Here is an 18,795-nt window from a genome sequence, read left to right as displayed (position 1 = left end):
CTCCACATATCGATACAAAACGTAAACCTCCGCCCCTTCGCTCGAATGGGTGATCCGTTTCACGCTCGGCGAGAGGCGGTCAGCCGCACGTGTTGGGCTCGATAGCATCAAGCACCGGCCCGGACGGGGGACCGACGCCGTCCCCTGAGCCGTGTCCGCCCTGGGACGCCCCGTCCGCCGGTCCACGCAGCCGGAGGTGCCCATGAACACGGAGGCGACGAATCCTGCGAGCCCGGTCCCGGTGACCCCCGGCGCTGCCGCCGGCGCCGTCCCGCCCCCGGCGGCCCGCAGAAAGGCCCGCCCCAGGCTCGACCTGCGCCGCCTGGGCCGCGCCGCACTCCTCGGCCCCGCCGCCCGCGACCGGCTGCCCGACGCCATCGGCCACGTCGTCGAGGCCCACCGCGCCCACCACCCCGACGCCGACCTGGAACCCCTGCGCCGCGCCTATCTGCTGGCCGAGTCCTCGCACCGCGGGCAGATGCGCAAGAGCGGCGAGCCGTACATCACGCACCCTCTGGCCGTCACCCTGATCCTCGCCGAACTCGGCGCCGAGACCACGACGCTGACCGCCTCGCTCCTGCACGACACCGTCGAGGACACCGAGGTGACGTTGGAGCAGGTGCGCGACCAGTTCGGCGAGGAGGTCCGCTACCTCGTCGACGGCGTCACCAAGCTGGAGAAGGTCGACTACGGTGCCGCCGCCGAGCCCGAGACCTTCCGCAAGATGCTCGTCGCCGCCGGCAACGACGTCCGGGTGATGTCGATCAAACTCGCCGACCGACTGCACAACATGCGCACCCTCGGCGTCATGCGCCGGGAGAAACAGGAGCGCATCGCCAAGGTGACCCGGGACGTGCTCATCCCGCTCGCCGAACGGCTGGGCGTCCAGGCGCTCAAGACCGAACTGGAAGACCTCGTCTTCGCGGTGCTGCGCCCGGAGGAGTACGAACGCACCCGGGAACTGATCGCCGGCAACGCCGTCGCCGCCCCCGACCCGCTCGCCGAGACCGCCGACGCGGTGCGCGGGGTGCTGCGGGAGGCCGACATCCCCGCCGACGTCCTGATCCGGCCCCGCCACTTCGTCTCGGTGCACCGCGTGGCCCGCAAACGCGGCCGGCTCCGCGGCGCCGACTTCGGACGGCTGCTGGTGCTGGTCAACGAGGACGCCGACTGCTACGCCGTCCTGGGCGAGCTGCACACCTGTATGACGCCGGTCGTCTCGGAGTTCAAGGACTTCATCGCCGTACCCAAGTTCAACCTCTACCAGTCGCTGCACACGGCCGTCGCCCGCGAGGACGACGGCCAGGTCGTCGAAGTCCTCATCCGCACCCACCGGATGCACAAGGTCGCCGAGGCCGGTGTCGTCGCCCTCGGCAACCCCTACGCGCCGCCCTCGGACGAGCAGACCGCGCACGACGGCGAGCGCGCCGACCCGACGCGACCCGGCTGGCTCTCCCGCCTGCTCGACTGGCAGCAGGCGGCACCCGACCCCGACACGTTCTGGTCCACCCTGCGCGAGGACCTCGCCCAGGACCGCGAGATCACCGTCTTCCGGCCCGACGGCGGCACCCTGAGCCTGCCCGAGGGCGCCACCTGCGTGGACGCGGCGTACGCGCAGTACGGCGACGACGCCCACGCCTGCATCGGGGCGCGGGTCAACGGCCGTCTGGCGACGCTGAGCACGGTGCTGCGGGACGGCGACGCCGTGCAGCTCCTCATGGGGCAGGACCCCGCCTCCGAGCCGTCCCGGGAGTGGCTGGAGCACGCGCACACGCCCGGCGCGCGGATCGCCATCCAGCGCTGGCTCGCCGCCCATCCGGTGCACGCCGGCCCGCCCGAAAGCGGGGCCGCGGCGAGCACGCCCTCGCAGAGCGGGGCCTCGCAGGCCGCCTCCACGCAGAGCGCCTCCGCACAGAGCGGGTCCACGGAGCGCGCCGCGCCCGCGGAGCCCGGGCGTCCCACCGCCGAGGTTCCGGCCGGGCGGCCCGCGTCCGAGGCTCCGGCCGTCCGCCCCGCCCGCTCCGCTCGCGCCGACGTGCGCGTCGACCGGCCCGGCGCCGCCGTGCGGCTGGCCGGCTGCTGCACCCCCGTACCGCCGGACGGGATCACCGGCTTCGCCGTGCGCGGGGGAGTGGTGACCGTGCACCGCGTGGAGTGCACCGTGGTGGCGCGGATGAAGAGCGGGGGACGCGCGGAGGTCGGCGTGCACTGGGGGGACACCACCGAGTGCCGGGTCACCCTGTTCGCCGAGTCGTTCGTCCGCCCCCACCTCCTCGCCGACCTCACCGAGGCCATGGCCCAGGAAGGCGCCGAGATCGTCTCCGCGACCGTCGAACCCCCGGACCGGCAGCGCGTGCGCCACACCTACACGGTCCAGCTCCCGGACGCCGCCCACCTGCCCGCCCTCATGCGCGCCATGCGCAACGTGGCCGGTGTGTACGACGTGAACCGCGCGCAGTCACAGCCGCCGGGAGTGTGAGCCGGTCGCACGGATCCGGCGCGGACCACCGGACGGACCCGTTCGGGTGCGCCCGACGCGCGTCGTCGCCGTCACGCAGGCGCGCGCTGATAGCCGTGGGGCATGCTGCACAGCCCCCACACCCCGGCCGGCACCCCGAATGCTCCGCAGGCGTCGGCTGACGTCCCGCACAACCCCGTCGCCCCCGTTCCGGCAGTTCCCGCCTCCGCTGGCCCCGCTCCGGCCGCCCCCGCTGGCCTCGCCCCAGCCGCTCCCGCCCCCGCTCCCGCACCGGTGCGGCGCCTCCGCGCGAGGGCCCGCCGCCGGCTCCGGGCGGCGGCACTGCTCGCCTCCGCCGTCTCCGTCTGCCTGGTCGCCGCGAGCGCCCCGCCGGCCCCCCTGGGCGTCGGCGACCGCCTCTTCCCGCACCTCGGCAACCCCGGCTACGACGTGGCGGCGTACGACCTGTCCTTCACCTACTCCGGCAACAACAGCGCGCCGCTCCGGGCGGTCACCACGATCGACGCCCGGGCCACGGCCGACCTGGACCGGATCAACCTCGACTTCGCCCACGGCGAGGTCGGCTCCGTCGAGGTCGACGGCGAGCCCGCCGCCTTCGCCGGTGCCGGTGAGGACCTGGTGATCACGCCCGAGGAGGCGCTCGACCAGGGGGACTGGACGCGGATCACCGTCCGGCACACCAGCGACCCGGTGTCCCCGGAGGGCCGCCAGGGCGGCTGGGTGCGCACCGGGGACGGCCTCGCCATGGCCAACCAGGCCGACGCCGCCCATCTGGTCTTCCCGTGCAACGACCACCCGTCCGACAAGGCGATGTTCACCATCCGGGTCACCGCCCCCGACGGGACCACGGCGGTCGCCAACGGCCTGCCCGCCGGGGTGGACCGGGCCGACGGCACGACCACCTGGACGTACCGCACCCGGCACCCCATGGCCACCGAACTCGCCCAGGTCTCCATCGGCCGCTCCACCGTGCTGCGCCGCACCGGCCCGCACGGACTGCCGATCCGGGACGTGGTGCCGACACAGCACCGTGAGGCGCTGGAACCGTGGCTGAGGAAGACGCCGGACCAGATCACCTGGATGGAGAGCAAGGTCGGGCGCTACCCCTTCGAGACCTACGGGGTGCTCATGGCCGACGCCTCCACCGGCTTCGAACTCGAGACCCAGACGCTGTCCCTCTTCGAGAGGGAGCTGTTCACCGAGCCGGCCTACCCCCGGTGGTACGTGGAGTCGATCATGGTGCACGAGCTGGCGCACCAGTGGTTCGGCAACAGCGTCAGCCCGCGGACCTGGTCCGACCTGTGGCTCAACGAGGGCCACGCCACCTGGTACGAGGCCCTGTACGCCGAGGAGACCGCCGAAAAGCCCCTGGCGGCGCGGATGAAGGCCGCCTACGGCGCATCCGACCGCTGGCGGGCGGCGGGCGGACCGCCGGCCGCGCCGAAGGCGCCGACGTCCGGCAGCAAGACCGGCATCTTCCGCTCCAACGTCTACGACGGCGCCGCCCTCGTGCTCTACGCGCTGCGCCAGGAGATCGGCCGCCCGGCCTTCGAGCGCCTCGAACGCGCGTGGGTGACCCGGCACCGGGACGGCACGGCGTCGACCGCCGACTTCGTCGGCCTCGCCTCCGAGACCGCGGGCCGCGACCTGGGAGGCTTCTTCCAGGCCTGGCTGTACGGCGAGAAGACCCCGCCGATGCCCGGTCACCCCGACTGGAAGCCGGAGTACCCGCCTCCGGCGGCCGGGAATGCGGAAGGCGCCGCGGAACCGGCTGGGGCCGGGAAACCGGCAGGTGAATAAGCCGGTGACGAGACGCCCCGTGCCGTGCGACCATCTTCGGGACGGCGCGGCACGGGATGCGCGGGGACGACGGGAATCTCCCGGGGTACCCGAGCGTTGTGAACAGTGACGGACCAGCACCGGACCGACTCCGGTCCGGCTCCGGACGGACCCGGACCGATTCCGGACCGCGGAGGCCGGCACCCGGTCCCGTTCCGTCGCCGACATCCGTTTTCGAGCTACGTAAGGATCCAATGACCTCCTCTTCTTCCCCTTCCCAGGACACCAAGCGCCTCGCGCACACCTATCCCGAGGGTCTTCGGGCCGATGCCCTGATGGAAGAGGACGTCGCCTGGAGCCACGAGATCGACGGAGAGTGGGACGGCGACCAGTTCGACCGCTCCGAGCGCGCGGCTCTGCGCCGCGTGGTGGGGCTCTCCACCGAGCTCGAGGACGTCACCGAGGTCGAGTACCGCCAGCTCCGCCTGGAGCGGGTCGTCCTCGTCGGCGTCTGGACCTCGGGCACGGCGCGGGACGCGGAGAACTCCCTCGCCGAGCTGGCCGCCCTCGCGGAAACGGCCGGCGCGCTCGTGCTGGACGGCGTGATCCAGCGCCGTGACAAGCCCGACGCGGCCACGTACATCGGCTCCGGCAAGGCCGAGGAACTGCGCGACGTCGTGTACGAAACGGGCGCGGACACCGTCATCTGCGACGGTGAGCTCAGCCCCGGCCAGCTGATCCAGCTGGAGGACGTCGTCAAGGTCAAGGTCATCGACCGGACCGCCCTGATCCTGGACATTTTCGCCCAGCACGCCAAGTCCCGAGAGGGCAAGGCGCAGGTCGCGCTCGCGCAGATGCAGTACATGCTGCCGAGGCTGCGCGGCTGGGGTCAGTCGCTGTCGAGGCAGATGGGCGGTGGCCGCGGCGGTCTGGCCACCCGTGGTCCCGGTGAGACCAAGATCGAGACGGACCGGCGCCGGATCCGCGAGAAGATGGCGAAGATGCGCCGGGAGATCGCGGACATGAAGACCGGCCGCGAGATCAAGCGCCGGGAGCGCCGACGCAACAAGGTGCCGTCCGTGGCCATCGCGGGCTACACCAACGCCGGCAAGTCCTCCCTGCTCAACCGTCTCACCGGCGCGGGCGTGCTGGTCGAGAACGCCCTGTTCGCGACCCTCGACCCGACCGTGCGCCGGGCCGAGACGCCGAGCGGGCGGCTGTACACGCTCGCGGACACCGTCGGCTTCGTCCGGCACCTGCCGCACCACCTGGTCGAGGCGTTCCGCTCCACCATGGAGGAGGTCGGCGACTCCGACCTGATCCTGCACGTGGTGGACGGTTCGCATCCGACCCCGGAGGAGCAGCTGGCCGCCGTGCGAGAGGTGATCAGGGACGTCGGCGCCACCGACGTGCCCGAGATCGTCGTCATCAACAAGGCCGACCTGGCCGATCCGCTGACGCTCCAGCGGCTGCTGCGGGTCGAGAAGCACTCCATCGCGGTCTCCGCCCGTACCGGCAAGGGCATCGAGGAACTGCTCGCCCTGATCGACACCGAGCTGCCGCACCCGGCGGTCGAGGTCGAGGCGCTCGTGCCGTACACCCGCGGCAAGCTGGTCGCCCGCGCGCACGACGAGGGCGAGGTGATCTCCGAGGAGCACACCGCGGAGGGCACCCTGCTCAAGGTGCGGGTGCACGAGGAGCTGGCGGCGGAACTGACGCCGTACGCTCCGGCACCGCTCGCGTGACCCCGAGCCGGGGCCGGAACCAGAGCCGGAGCCCGCGCCCGAGCCCGTGAGGTGCGAACGACCGAGGGCCCGCCCCCTTCCGCAGGGGGCGGGCCCTCGGCACGCAGGCGTCACTGACCGCCGTACGTCTTGCTCATGTTCTGGTACATCGCCTCGGCGTCCCGGCCCAGCTGCGGGCCCGCCAGCCAGGTGTTGTCGAGCGGGCCGATCGAGGTGTTCGACACCAGCTTGGTCTCGCCGTCCACCACCCGGAACCAGCCGCCGCCGGACGAACCACCGGTCATGGTGCAGCCGATCCGGTACATCGTCGGCAGCGAGGGCGTGAGGGAGAAGCGGCCCGGCCGGTCGATGCACTTGAACATCTTCAGGCCGTTGTACGGGGACGCCGCGGGGTAGCCCCAGGCGCCCATGCTGCCGACCTCGGTCGCGGACGGGGTGGAGAAGTCCACCTCCAGCGCGGCGCCGACCGTCTCCTCCAGCGACTTGGTGCCCTGCTCCGGCTTCACGTGCAGCACGGCGTAGTCGTGTGCGGCGCCGTCGCCGCCGCTCTGCGAACCGCCCTGGATCCACTGGTTCGCGGTCGCGGCCCAGTCCGCCCACCAGGTGCCGTAGGGCGCCATCTCCGTCGTGGTCGCGTCGGCCAGCTCCGCCTGGGACTTGTCGAGGTCGTTGTACGAGGGCACGAAGGCGATGTTGCGGTACCAGCCGCCGCTGCCGCCGGCGTGCACGCAGTGGCCGGCCGTCCACACCAGGTTGGATTTGCCCGGGTGGTTCACGTCCTTGATGACCGTGCCCGAGCACACCATCGAGCCCTCGGGGGAGTCGAAGAAGACCTTGCCGACCGGGGCCGCGTTCTTGTGGTACGGCGTCTTCTCGGCGGTGGCCTGGACGGGCGCCGGCTCGGGGTCACTGACGCCCTGGTCGGCCGCGGCGTCCTGGGTGGAGATGGTCTTGTCGGCCTCCTCGGCGGACTTCATGCGGTCCGGCTTCCACAGGCCCTCGATCACCGGGTTGACGAAGTCCTTGGCCTCGCTGAGCCACTTGTCCTTGTCCCAGTCCTTCCAGCCGCCGTTCTTCCACTGGTCGACGTCGATGCCGTGCTCCTTGAGCCGGTCGGCGAGGTCCGTCGGGAGGCCGACCTCGCCGCCGCCCGCGCCGTCGCCGGCGGCCTGGGAGGTGGTGGCGCCGGGCTCGTCGACGGCCTTGTTCCCGGCGGAACCGCCGCAGGCGGTCGCCGTGAGCGTCAACGCGGCGACCAGGCCGGCGGCGGTGAGTGCGGTGCGTGCGGTACGCCGTCCGCGCCCGGGCGCGGCGGGCGTGCGTGTGGAACGCATGGTGCGATGACCCCCGTTGATCTCTGATCTCTGATCTCTGATGTCGGCGGTACCGCCGAGCGGGCCGATGTCATGTACTTGTCACATCCGGTCGGGTGTGACCCGGCTGTCGCAAGACGGCCGCCGCGACCGACACCCCACTATGCCCGTGGAGTTGAGGACGTACCGCGGCGGGGCGGTGAAGGTTCCCGTGAACATCGAGGCCCTCGACCTCCCCGCCGCTCAGGCTCAGCCCTGGCCGATCACTGACCGGCGAACTTGCCGCTCACCGCGTCGAACACGCCCTTGGCCTCCTCGCCCAGCCGCGGACCGGCCAGCCAACCGGCCGTCACCGGGCCGATCGAGGTGTTGGAGACCAGTGTCGGCTCGCCGTCCGGGCCGGCCGTGACCCAGCCGCCGCCGGACGAACCGCCGGTCATGGTGCAGCCGATGCGGTACATCGTCGGGTCGGAGGCCCTGATCGACAGCCGGCCCGGCTTGTCCTCGCACTGGTACAGCTTCTGCCCGTCGTACGGCGGTGCGGCCGGGTAGCCGATCGCCGTGAGGCTGTCGACCTGCGGCACGGCCGGGGCGCCGAAGTCCACCTCCACCGCCGAACCGACGGTCTCCTCCAGCGACTTGCCGCCGGTGCCCTCCTCGGGCGTCACATGGATGACGGCGAAGTCGTAGGCGGCACCGTCACCGCCCGTCGAGCCGCCCTGCTCGATCCACTGGTCCGAGGTCTGCGCCCAGTCACCCCACCAGACGCCGTACGGGGCGACCTGCTCCTTGGTGGCGTCCTGCAGCTCCTCGGTGGACATGCCCGCGTCGTTGTACGACGGCACGAACGCGATGTTGCGGTACCAGCCGCCCTCCTTGCCGGCGTGCACGCAGTGACCCGCCGTCCACACGAGGTTGGACCTGCCCGGGTTGGCCGGGTCCTTCACGACGGTGGCCGAGCAGACCATCGAGCCCTTGGGGGAGTCGAAGAGCAGCTTCCCGGCCGTGGCCGCGCTGTCGTGGTACTTGGGCGGCAGGGCCTGTGCGTCCACCGGCTTCGGCTCTGGGTCGGTCACGCCCTGGTCACCGGAGATGTCGCCCTCGTCGACCTCCTGGTCGGGCTCCTCGGCGTCCCGCATGCGGTCCGGGTCCCACAGACCCTCGATGATCGGGTTGACGAAGTCCTGCGCCTCGCGCAGCCAGTCCTCCCGGTCCCAGTTCTTCCAGGCGCCGTTCTTCCACTGGTCGACGTCGATCCCGTGTTCCTTGAGCTTGTCCCTGAGGTGATCCGGGATCCGGATCTCGCCGTCGCCCTTGCTGTCGCCGGCGGCCGTCGCCGAGGCGTCCCCGCCGGCCTCGGCGTCGCCCGACTCGCAGGCGGTCGCCGTGAAGACGAGCGCGGAGACGAGGGCGACGGCGGCGGGCACGGGGGAGGTACGGCGTCCGCCCCCTCGTCGGCGGGCGCGGGACGACGGCCGTATGGATCGCATGGTGTTACTCCCCCTGCTGTGAACGTACTCGGCGCCGGCGCCGCGCGACCCGGCCGACTGCGCCGAGCCGCCGCGCCGCACAACGCCCTGGAACGGCACCACACACTATGCGCTCGCTGCGGGGGAGTTCAGACGGAACGGCAACGGTTCGGCTACAAGCCGTCTGACCTGCAATCCTCCGGATGTCTACCGGGTTGGGCCTTCTTGGGCCCGCTGAGAGGGGGCGGCCGGGGGTTTCAGGGACGCAGGGCATAGCAGCGGAATGTCCGGGTGAGGGAGTGTACGCGGACCGTGGACCAGCCGGCCGTGAGGAGTTCGATGTCCGCGCCGTCGGCCTCCCAGGGCTTCGGCGTGCCCTGGGCGGGGTCGTGGACGGAGGTGGCGACCCAGAAGATGCCGCCGGGCGCGAGGAGCCGGCGTACGCGCGCGAGGAAGGCGGGTTTGTCCGAGGCCCAGCGGTAGACGAGGCGGCAGGCGATGACGGCGTAGGCGGGATGACCCAGGCGCGCGGGCGGGTCGGTGTCGAAGTCGAAGAGGCGGAAGTCGATGCCCGGGTGGGCGCTGCGCGCGGCGGCCACGGCGGTGGGAGCATGGTCGATGCCCGTCGCGTGATGGCCGAGTCGGGTGAGGTGAGCGGTGAGTTCGCCGGTGCCACAGCCGATGTCGAGCGCGGGTCGGCCGCGTCCGGCCCCGAGCTGCCGACGGAGCGCTTCGGTCTCTGCCGCGTCGATCGGGCGGTATCGCCGGCCCTGCCGCCAGAGGAGGTCCCACCTCTCTTGCGAGATCGAGGCGTCGGTCCTGTCCACCTGCATCCCTCCTTCAGGTCCGGAACCGCGTCCGGATGACGCGGTGGTGCCCGGAACAACGACCTCGCATGGGGTTTGGGGAGCGCGACGGCGAGATGATGCCGCACGCCGTCGCGCGGAACGCGTCCGCCAGGGGCGCGGGGTGTGACTCCAAGGATCTTCGACACAACCCGTAACCGGGTGCGTGGTCCGGGGTTGTAGCGGTGAGGCCTGCCGCCCGGCTGCGCCCGGGTGCGTTCCCCCGGGGAGGGCGACGCCGACCGAGTCGATTCGTCTCTGAAAAGCAGGAGGTCAGGGAGTCGTGACGGGATCCGCGTACGGAGGGTCGGCGGGCGAGGCGGAGGGGCCGGGGAAGGGGACCGGGGCTGCGGCATGGCGGGTACGGCGGTGAAGGCGCCGGGCGGCGCGCTCACGGCGCACGAGGGTGTGCCGAGGCGTCAGTCGGCGCGCGAGCCATCCGCGCGCACCTACGCGCGCTCCCTGCCGATCGTGCCGGTCCGGGCCCGCGGGCTCACCATCGAGGGCGCGGACGGCCGCCGGTACCTGGACTGTCTCTCGGGCGCCGGGACACTTGCCCTCGGGCACCACCACCCCGTCGTGCTGGAGGCGATCCGCAGGGTCCTCGACTCCGGTGCGCCCCTGCATGTTCCCGACGTGGCGACCCCCGTGGAGGAGGCGTTCGTCGCCGAGTTGGTCCGCAACCTGCCGCCCGGCCTCGCTCGACACGCGCGCGTGCGGTTCTGCGGACCGTCCCGGACGGACGCGCTGGACGCCGCGGTCCGCCTCGCCGGCGCCGCGACCGGGCGGAGCCGGGTCCCGGCCGTCACCGGCACCCACCCAGGGGCACCCGGCGCCGGACGCACCGGACGCACCGGACGCCCGACGTATGCGGGGGGCCGCCCCCTCCCCTTCGAGGTCGGCGTCGACGGGCACGAGGACCGGCACGAAGACGAGTACGCAGACGAGGGCGAACTCGACGCCGGTCGGGCCGGGTCCGGCCTCGCCGGGCCCCGGCCGGGCGCGCAGCCGCCCGCCGGAGTGCTCGTGGAACCGGTCCGGGGCGACGGCGGAGCGCCGCACTTGTCCGACACCTGGCTGCGGCGTCTGCGGCACTTCACGGCGGCCCGGTCCCTGCCCCTCGTCCTCGATGAGTCCGCGACGGGGATGGGCCGCACCGGTGCCTTCTGGGGCGTGGAACACAGCGGCATCACACCGGACGCGATGGTCTTCTCCGAGGCGATCGGCGGCGGTCTGCCGTTGGCCGTCGTGGTCCACCGCGACGACCTCGGCGCCTGGGACCCCGACACCCTCGACCGCGCATTCCGAGGCAACCAACTCGCCATGGCCGCCGGCAGGGCCACCCTCGCCCACATCCGCGAGAACCGGCTCGTCGAGCACGCGGCGCGGCTGGGCTCCCGCATGCTGGCCCAGCTGCGGGACGTGTCCGCGCGGCTCGGCTGCGTCGGTGACGTCCGGGGGCGGGGACTGATGATCGGGATCGAGATGACGGACCCGACGGGCGAGTCCACCGCCGCCGCCCGAGCCCGGCGCCCGCGCGAGCTGGCCGCCTCGGTGCGCTCGGAGTGCCTGCGACGCGGTCTCATCGTGGACGTCGGCGGCCGCCACGGCAACGTCGTACGGCTGCTGCCGCCGCTGACCATCAGCGAGGAACAGGCGTCGGCCGTGCTCGACCGCCTGGCCGACGCGGTACGGGCGGTGGCCCGCGCGCTGCCCGACGGAGAGCGAACGTGAGAACCGTCTCCACGCCCCACGGCCAGGGCCCCGGCCGGTCGCCGGTGCCGTCCACCGGCTGCACTCCGGAGCCCGCCGGCCCGCACGCGGTCGCCCAGACGGTCCACCAGGCGGTCGCCCAGGCGGTCGCCGTGGAGAACCTGCTGCGCTGCTGGGTCCGTGAGACCGGCCTGCCCGAGCCCGGCAACGGCGTCCTGCGCGTGCCCCTGCCCGCCAGCGGCACGGCCCTGCTGGTCCCCGTCGCCTACTGGTCGCCGACCGGGTGGCACCGCTTCGGGCCGCCGCGGCCGGCCGGCGCCCCCGAGGACGCGCCACCGGCCGACGCGGTCACCGTCGCCGCACTGCTCGCCCGGGAGACGGCGGGCGGCGCGGACGCCGACGGCGTCGACCTGGTCGCGCGCGTCGCCGACTCCGTACGCCGCACGGCCGTCTTCCTCCAGGCACGCCAGGGCGACCGCGGCGGCCGGGGCGACCGCGGCGGCCGGGGCGACCGCGGCGGCCAGGACGACCGCGGCGGCCAGGGCGACGGGGACGCCCGGGGTCACCAGAGCGGTCAGCGCCACGGGGGCCCCCGGGGTCACCAGAGCGGTCAGCGCCACGGGGACCGCCGGGATCTCCAGCACCGTAAGCCTCAGCTGCCGCAGCAGGAACGCCACCCGCAACAAGAAACGCATCAGAGCGCCTGCCCCGACCTCTTCCTCACCGCCGAACAGGCGCTTCTCCTCGGCCACCCCCTGCACCCCACGCCAAAGAGCCGCGAAGGTCTCACCGAGGCGGAGACGCGGCGGTACTCGCCCGAACTGCGCGGCTCCTTCCCGCTGCGCTGGCTGGCCGTCGCCCCCTCCGTACTCGCCACCGACTCCGCCTGGACCGAACGCGGCCGGCCGGTCCACGCCCCCCGGCTCACCGAACGCCTCGCCGGAATCGGGCCTGCCCTGCCCGCTGGGTACGCCGCCCTGCCCGTGCACCCCTGGCAGCTCCGCGAACTCCGTCACCGCCCCGCCGTCGCCGGCCTGTTCGACGCCGGACTCCTCCGCGACCTCGGCGCGCACGGCGCACCCTGGCACCCCACCTCCTCCGTACGCACCGTCCACCGGACCGGCGCCCCTGCGATGCTCAAGCTGTCGCTGGGCCTGCACATCACCAACTCCCGCCGGGAGAACCTCCGCAAGGAACTCCACCGCGGTGTCGAGGTCCACCGTCTGCTGCGCGGTGGGCTGTCCCGACAGTGGCGGGCCGCGCACCCGGGGTTCGACATCGTGCGTGACCCCGCCTGGCTGGCCGTCGACGCGCCGGACGGCACCTCCGTGCGCGGACTCGACGTCGTCATCCGGCACAACCCCTTCGGCCCCGCCGACGACGTCTCCTGTGTCGCAGCCCTCGTCGCGCCCTGCCCCGGCCCGCCGTACGAGCGCCCAGCGCTGTCCGTCCCGGGGGTACCTCGCTCCCGTCTCGCGGAGCTCGTCACACGTCTGGCCGGGCGTACCGGCCGCCCCGTCGGCGCCGTGGCCGCCGAGTGGTTCCTGCGTTACCTGGAAAAGGTCGTCCGGCCCGTGCTGTGGCTGGACGGGGCGGCCGGGATCGCCCTGGAGGCGCACCAGCAGAACACGCTGGTCCTCCTCGATGCCGACGGCTGGCCGGCCGGCGGCCGCTACCGCGACAACCAGGGCTACTACTTCCGGGAGTCCCGGCGCGCGGAACTCGACGCCCGGCTGCCGGGCATCGGCGAGAGCAGTGACACCTTCGTCGACGACGCGGTCACCGACGAGCGCTTCGCCTACTACCTCGCGATCAACAACGTGTTCGGGCTGATCGGCGCCCTCGGCTCCCAGCGTCTCGTCGACGAGCGAGTGCTGCTGGCCGCCTTCCGCCGTTTCCTGGGCACCGCCGCGGGACCGGACCGCCGGTGCGGCTCGCTGCCCGCCCGTCTCCTGGACTCACCCGTACTGCGCTGCAAGGCCAACCTGCTGACCCGGCTGCACGGCCTCGACGAACTCGTCGGCCCCGTCGACACCCAGTCCGTCTACGTCACGATCGCCAACCCTTTGCACTGCTGACCGATCCGTCTGCTGAGAGGAGCGCCGCCGTGCCACCCACCGACGCGAGCGCCGAAGCCGGGACCGACCCGAGTGCCGGAGCGGGCACGGATGGCGAGGACACCCTGGATCTCCGGCTCCCCGAGGACTTCGCCACCCTCGTCGCACCCGACGGCCCCGGTCCCGACCGCAGCCGGCCGTGGCTCGGCGACGACCTCCTCGACCGCGTCGCGGACTGGGGGCCGAGCGTCACGTCCGCCGGCGTGCTCCACCTGGTCCCTGTCCGACTCGAACGGGACCTGCCCCTCGTCGCCCGATGGATGAACGACCCCGCCGTCGCCGCGTTCTGGCAGCTCACCGGCCCCCCGGAGGTGACCGAGGACCACCTGCGGGCCCAGCTGTCCGGCGACGGACGCAGCGTTCCGTGCGTCGGAGTCCTGGAGGGTACGCCGATGAGCTACTGGGAGATCTACCGAGCCGACCTCGACCCGCTGGCCCGGCACTGTCCCGTCCGGCCGCACGACACCGGCATCCACCTCCTCATCGGTGACGCCGCCGACCGCGGGCGGGGCCTCGGCCCGATCCTGATCAGGGCCGTCGCCGATCTCGTGCTGTCCAGACGGCCCCGCTGCGGGCGCGTCCTCGCGGAGCCGGACGTCCGCAACATCCCCTCCGTGGCCGCCTTCCTGGCCGCCGGCTTCCGCCGCGCCGCCGAGATCGACCTGCCCGCCAAACGAGCCGCCCTGATGGTCCGCGACCGGTCCCCGCACGGCGCGCGGCAGTCCGGTAGCTGAGGACCCCCGCCGTACCTGCCATACCCGTAGCACCCGCAGCACAGCACCTGCCACACCCGCAGCACTGCAGCACCGCGGCACAGCACCTGCCGCATCCGCCACACCTGCCACGCCTGCCTGCCCGCCCGCCCGTCCGTCCGGTCCGTCCGCCCACCCGTCCGGCCCGCCCGTCCGCCGAGGAGTCCCCCGTCTTGATCCCGACCCGCGTCCCCGGACCTCATCCGCACCCCGGTCGTTCTCGCCGTCCGCACCTCGGTCATCCTCAGCGTGATCGCCCGATTGTCAGTCCCGGGTCGTAGGGTGGTCGCGCTATGACGAAGCCCTCTCTCCCCGAACTCCTGCACGCCGCCGTCACCGCCGTCGGCGGCACGGAGCGCCCCGGCCAGGTGGCCATGGCCGAAGCCGTCGCGGAGGCGATCGACGACGGCTCCCACCTCCTGGTCCAGGCCGGCACCGGCACCGGCAAGTCGCTGGGCTACCTGGTGCCCGCCCTGGCGCACGGGGAGCGCGTCGTCGTGGCCACCGCGACGCTGGCCCTGCAGCGCCAGCTCGTGGAGCGGGACCTGCCGCGCACGGTCGACGCGCTGCACCCGCTGCTCCGCCGCCGCCCGGAGTTCGCCATGCTCAAGGGCCGGTCGAACTACCTGTGCCTGCACCGCCTCCACGAGGGCGTTCCGCAGGACGCGGAGGACGGCCTGTTCGACCAGTTCGAGGCGGCGGCCCCCACCAGCAGGCTGGGCCAGGACCTGCTGCGCATGCGCGACTGGGCCGACGAGACCGAGACCGGTGACCGCGACGACCTGACGCCCGGCGTCTCGGACCGGGCCTGGTCCCAGGTGTCGGTGTCGTCGCGGGAGTGCCTGGGTGCCTCGAAGTGCGCCTACGGCGCCGAGTGCTTCGCCGAGATGGCCCGGGAGCGCGCCAAGCTCTCCGAAGTCGTCGTCACCAACCACGCGCTCCTGGCGATCGACGCCATCGAGGGCGCCCCGGTCCTCCCGCAGCACGAGGTGCTGATCGTCGACGAGGCGCACGAGCTGGTCTCCCGCGTCACCGGTGTCGCCACCGGCGAGCTCACCCCGGGCCAGGTCAACCGCGCGGTGCGGCGCGCCGCCAAGCTGGTGAACGAGAAGGCGGCCGACCAGCTCCAGACCGCCTCGGAGGGCTTCGAGCGCCTGATGGAGCTGGCCCTGCCCGGCCGCCTGGAGGAGATCCCGGAGGACCTCGGCTACGCGCTCACGGCCCTGCGCGACGCCTGCCGCACGGTCATCTCCGCCATCGGCGCCACCCGCGACAAGTCCGTCCAGGACGAGGACGCGGTCCGCAAGCAGGCACTGGCCTCGGTGGAGAACGTGCACGACGTGGCCGAGCGGATCGTGAACGGCTCCGAGTGGGACGTCGTCTGGTACGAGCGGCAGGACACCCGCGGCGGAGCCGCGTACCGGCCCGGCGGCGGAGCCTCCTTGCGGGTCGCCCCCATGTCCGTCTCCGGGCTGCTGCGGGAGAAGCTCTTCGCCGACCGGTCCGTCGTCCTGACCTCGGCCACCCTGAAGCTGGGCGGTGACTTCAACGGCGTGGGAGCCTCCCTGGGCCTGGCCCCGGAGGGCACCGAGGGCGACGACGTCCCGCAGTGGAAGGGCGTCGACGTCGGCTCGCCGTTCGACTACCCCAAGCAGGGCATCCTGTACGTCGCCAAGCACCTGGCGCGCCCCGCGCGGGACGGCGACCGCGGCGACATGCTCGACGAGCTGACGGAACTGATCCAGGCGGCCGGCGGCCGCGCCCTCGGCCTGTTCTCCTCGATGCGGGCGGCCCAGCTGGCCGCCGAGGAGCTGCGCGCCCGCATCCCCGAGTTTCCCATCCTCCTCCAGGGCGAGGAGACGCTCGGCGAACTGATCAAGAACTTCGCGGCCGACCCGCGGACCTGCCTCTTCGGCACGCTGTCCCTGTGGCAGGGCGTCGATGTGCCCGGCCCCAGCTGTCAGCTGGTCGTCATGGACAAGATCCCGTTCCCGCGCCCCGACGATCCGCTGATGAGCGCCCGGCAGAAGGCCGTGGAGGAGGCCGGTGGCAACGGCTTCATGGCGGTCGCCGCCACGCACGCGGCACTGCTCATGGCCCAGGGCGCCAGCCGGCTCGTCCGGGCGTCGGGCGACCGCGGTGTGGTGGCGGTGCTGGACCCGCGCCTGGCCACGGCCCGGTACGGCAGCTATCTGAAGGCGTCACTGCCCGACTTCTGGTACACCACGGACCGTAACCAGGTCCGCAAGTCGCTGGCCGCGATCGACGCCGCGGCGCGGCAGGCGGAAGCCGGGTGAGCGACGGCCGGGTGAACGTCCTGGGCGCGCATGATCGCGGGTTAGCCTGTCGCGGCGCCGCGACAGGCTAACCCGCGATCCAAAGGGAGCTGGACACCGGGGGCCCGACAGAGGCCGGGGCCAGGACTGCACGCACGTTCGAGGTCCCGTGCGGAACAGGGCCCCGGAACCGGCGCAGGGGTCCCGGGGCCCGGTCGGAGGAGCGGGCCGGGGCCGCAGGGCCCGCCCGCCGCGGCCGCTCAGACGCGGCGCAGGACGGCCACGACCTTGCCGAGGATGGTCGCGTCGTCGCCGGGGATCGGCTCGTAGGCCGCGTTGTGCGGGAGAAGCCAGACGTGGCCGTCCTCGCGCTTGAACCGCTTGACCGTGGCCTCGCCGTCGAGCATCGCGGCCACGATGTCGCCGTTCTCGGCGACCGGCTGGCGGCGCACCGTGACCCAGTCGCCGTCACAGATGGCGGCCTCGATCATCGAGTCGCCGACGACCTTCAGCACGAACAGCTCGCCGTCGCCGACCAGCTGCCGAGGCAGGGGGAACACGTCCTCGACGGATTCCTCCGCGAGGATCGGACCACCGGCGGCGATGCGGCCGACCAGTGGGACGTACGACGCGGCGGGCTTGCCCGCGGTGTCGGTGGGCTGCACCGAGGCCGCCTGGTCGGAGCCCCGCACCTCGTACGCGCGCGGACGGTGCGGGTCGCGACGCAGGAAGCCCTTGCGCTCCAGTGCCATCAGCTGGTGGGCCACCGAGGAGGTGCTGGAGAGACCGACCGCCTGGCCGATCTCACGCATCGACGGCGGATAGCCGCGGCGCTGCACGGAGTCCCTGATGACCTCGATCACCCGGCGCTGGCGGTCGGTGAGTCCTGAGCTGTCCGCCCGGATGCCCGGAGGTCGGCCCGGCAGGGAGCGCTTGGGCCCCTCCGGATTCGTGGCTTCGTTCATCGCCTGCACCGGCTCGAGTCGGCCCGGGGAACGGTCCTGGGCAGTGATGGTGGCACTGTCTGCGGTGGTGGTCACGTCGGCGGCCCCTCTCGATGGTCTCCCTGCTCGGTCAACGGTAGTTGGTTTCGAAAGGTTGCGCCAAACACACGTTCGAGTGAAAAACCGCGAATCGCGTGACGTGATCACGTGTCCAGGTGTATGGCTGCCGCGCCGTCCGGCCGGTGCGGAGGCCCCGCTGCGGTACGCTTCACCGCCGGGGTGGCGACCTCGTGGGCACGCCCAGTCTGCCACCCGGCGGCCCGCCCGGCGGGGAGCGGTGCCCATCCTGCGCGGGAGTCCCACGCCCCCTCCTCGCGGCGCCCACCGTATCTCCGCATGTGCCGAGCCGGCCCCGGTCCGCCCGCTGCCGCGGCCCGGCCCCGACGGGCGTACGGCGGCCCGTGGGCGGGCGTCGACGCGACACGCGTGCGCGGCGTGTATGTATGAGCCAATCCCCACATCTAGTGGTTGGATTGCGAGAGCAGCCCACAAGTTGTGGTCCCCCGGGTCATCCGGCCCGCGGCGATCGCCTATGCTGGGGGCTGCTTCGGGAGGGGGCCAAAGGGCCTACCGAGGCTATTGAGTCTGCTGTGAGGAGGGTTGGAGTCCATGCACTGCCCCTTCTGCAGGCACCCCGACAGCCGTGTCGTCGACAGCCGTACGACCGACGACGGCACGTCGATCCGCAGGCGCCGACAGTGCCCTGACTGCTCCCGTCGTTTCACGACCGTGGAGACCTGCTCGCTCATGGTGGTCAAGCGGTCCGGGGTCACCGAACCGTTCAGCCGCACCAAGGTCATCAACGGCGTGCGCAAGGCGTGCCAGGGCCGGCCCGTCACCGAGGACGCGCTCGCCCAGCTCGGCCAGCGGGTCGAGGAGGCGGTGCGGGCCACCGGAAGCGCCGAGCTGACCACCCACGACGTGGGGCTGGCCATACTCGGCCCGTTGCAGGAGCTCGACCTCGTCGCCTATCTGCGGTTCGCCTCGGTCTACCGGGCGTTCGACTCGCTCGAGGACTTCGAGGCCGCCATCACGGAACTGAGGGAGCAGACGGGACACCCCGCCGCGGTCGACGCGGACCGCGGGGACGCTGTCGCGGGGGGCCGGGAAGACGACGGCGGGCGTGGCGGGACCGCGGAGGTCCCCGAGCCCGCACGCGCCGCCGACTGACGGACGGACCGGCCCCCGGACGCAGGGGCCGGGGCCGGCCGGTCGGCGGAGACGAAGAAGACCTGTTGCGGGCGGAGCGAGAAGTGCCCGCAACACCAGACAGAACACCGTGCCACGGGAACAAACGGGGCAC

Annotated in this window: 12 protein-coding genes; 8 read left to right on the top strand and 4 right to left on the bottom strand. The window is 73.0% G+C overall.

The window, feature by feature from the left end; genetic code table 11:
* Nucleotides 1-202: 202 nt before the first annotated feature.
* The 3 genes from ACLGIH_RS08415 to hflX all read left to right on the top strand — a co-directional run bounded on the left by ACLGIH_RS08415 (nt 203) and on the right by hflX (nt 6,003).
* Nucleotides 203-2,479 carry a RelA/SpoT family protein gene (locus tag ACLGIH_RS08415; protein ID WP_416524607.1) on the top strand — a complete coding sequence of 759 codons (2,277 nt, stop codon included), beginning with the start codon at nt 203-205 and terminating at the stop codon, nt 2,477-2,479.
* Between the two features lie 273 nt (nt 2,480-2,752).
* Entirely contained in the window at nt 2,753-4,279 is a 1,527-nt protein-coding gene (locus ACLGIH_RS08410; RefSeq protein ID WP_416524606.1) for a M1 family metallopeptidase, read from the top strand.
* Nucleotides 4,280-4,512: 233 nt separating this feature from the next.
* Nucleotides 4,513-6,003 carry a GTPase HflX gene (gene hflX / locus ACLGIH_RS08405; RefSeq protein WP_416524605.1) on the top strand — a complete coding sequence of 497 codons (1,491 nt, stop codon included), beginning with the start codon at nt 4,513-4,515 and terminating at the stop codon, nt 6,001-6,003.
* A gap of 110 nt (nt 6,004-6,113) precedes the next feature.
* Here the strand turns inward: hflX and ACLGIH_RS08400 are convergent, their stop codons facing one another.
* The 3 genes from ACLGIH_RS08400 to ACLGIH_RS08390 all read right to left on the bottom strand — a co-directional run bounded on the left by ACLGIH_RS08400 (nt 6,114) and on the right by ACLGIH_RS08390 (nt 9,618).
* A complete protein-coding gene (locus ACLGIH_RS08400) occupies nt 6,114-7,337 on the bottom strand; it encodes a trypsin-like serine peptidase (protein ID WP_416524604.1) in 1,224 nt (407 codons plus the stop codon).
* A gap of 242 nt (nt 7,338-7,579) precedes the next feature.
* On the bottom strand, nt 7,580-8,806 hold the full coding sequence (locus ACLGIH_RS08395) for a trypsin-like serine peptidase (RefSeq protein ID WP_416524603.1): 1,227 nt from the start codon (nt 8,804-8,806) through the stop codon (nt 7,580-7,582).
* A 236-nt stretch (nt 8,807-9,042) separates the two neighbouring features.
* Nucleotides 9,043-9,618, bottom strand: a complete 576-nt coding sequence (locus ACLGIH_RS08390) for a class I SAM-dependent methyltransferase (protein ID WP_416524602.1) — start codon at nt 9,616-9,618, stop codon at nt 9,043-9,045.
* 366 nt (nt 9,619-9,984) lie between these two features.
* On the opposite strand from ACLGIH_RS08390, the gene ACLGIH_RS08385 reads away from it, so the two are divergent.
* The 4 genes from ACLGIH_RS08385 (at nt 9,985) to ACLGIH_RS08370 (ending at nt 16,509) form a co-directional block, all read left to right on the top strand.
* Nucleotides 9,985-11,364: an aminotransferase class III-fold pyridoxal phosphate-dependent enzyme gene (locus tag ACLGIH_RS08385; protein ID WP_416524601.1), complete on the top strand. Its 1,380-nt coding sequence runs from the start codon at nt 9,985-9,987 to the stop codon at nt 11,362-11,364.
* A 170-nt stretch (nt 11,365-11,534) separates the two neighbouring features.
* Nucleotides 11,535-13,421, top strand: a complete 1,887-nt coding sequence (locus tag ACLGIH_RS08380; protein WP_416529315.1) for an IucA/IucC family protein — start codon at nt 11,535-11,537, stop codon at nt 13,419-13,421.
* Between the two features lie 29 nt (nt 13,422-13,450).
* Entirely contained in the window at nt 13,451-14,194 is a 744-nt protein-coding gene (locus tag ACLGIH_RS08375; protein WP_416524600.1) for a GNAT family N-acetyltransferase, read from the top strand.
* Between the two features lie 311 nt (nt 14,195-14,505).
* Nucleotides 14,506-16,509: an ATP-dependent DNA helicase gene (locus ACLGIH_RS08370; RefSeq protein WP_416524599.1), complete on the top strand. Its 2,004-nt coding sequence runs from the start codon at nt 14,506-14,508 to the stop codon at nt 16,507-16,509.
* 239 nt (nt 16,510-16,748) lie between these two features.
* Here ACLGIH_RS08370 and lexA read toward each other — a convergent pair whose 3' ends face one another.
* Nucleotides 16,749-17,528, bottom strand: coding sequence for a transcriptional repressor LexA (gene lexA / locus ACLGIH_RS08365; protein ID WP_416524598.1), 780 nt, complete (start codon nt 17,526-17,528; stop codon nt 16,749-16,751).
* 573 nt (nt 17,529-18,101) lie between these two features.
* Between lexA and nrdR the strand changes: the two genes are divergently transcribed.
* The gene (gene nrdR, locus ACLGIH_RS08360) at nt 18,102-18,662 is read left to right on the top strand and encodes a transcriptional regulator NrdR (RefSeq protein WP_416524597.1); all 561 of its coding nucleotides are present in this window, start codon (nt 18,102-18,104) and stop codon (nt 18,660-18,662) included.
* Nucleotides 18,663-18,795 lie beyond the last annotated feature (133 nt).

This window comes from Streptomyces hamibioticus (assembly GCF_047946815.1).
In the GTDB taxonomy this organism is placed as follows: domain Bacteria; phylum Actinomycetota; class Actinomycetes; order Streptomycetales; family Streptomycetaceae; genus Streptomyces.
The sequence above is the reverse complement of the archived record's forward strand: the minus strand, read 5'-3'. Positions and strand labels throughout refer to the sequence as shown.

Coding starts and splice junctions, on each gene's coding strand:
- ACLGIH_RS08395 (WP_416524603.1), bottom strand. CDS start 8,806: ATGCGATCCATACGGCCGTCGTCCCGCGCCCGCCGACGAGGGGGCGGA.
- ACLGIH_RS08390 (WP_416524602.1), bottom strand. CDS start 9,618: ATGCAGGTGGACAGGACCGACGCCTCGATCTCGCAAGAGAGGTGGGAC.
- ACLGIH_RS08370 (WP_416524599.1), top strand. CDS start 14,506: ATGACGAAGCCCTCTCTCCCCGAACTCCTGCACGCCGCCGTCACCGCC.
- nrdR (WP_416524597.1), top strand. CDS start 18,102: ATGCACTGCCCCTTCTGCAGGCACCCCGACAGCCGTGTCGTCGACAGC.
- ACLGIH_RS08385 (WP_416524601.1), top strand. CDS start 9,985: ATGGCGGGTACGGCGGTGAAGGCGCCGGGCGGCGCGCTCACGGCGCAC.
- ACLGIH_RS08400 (WP_416524604.1), bottom strand. CDS start 7,337: ATGCGTTCCACACGCACGCCCGCCGCGCCCGGGCGCGGACGGCGTACC.
- ACLGIH_RS08415 (WP_416524607.1), top strand. CDS start 203: ATGAACACGGAGGCGACGAATCCTGCGAGCCCGGTCCCGGTGACCCCC.
- hflX (WP_416524605.1), top strand. CDS start 4,513: ATGACCTCCTCTTCTTCCCCTTCCCAGGACACCAAGCGCCTCGCGCAC.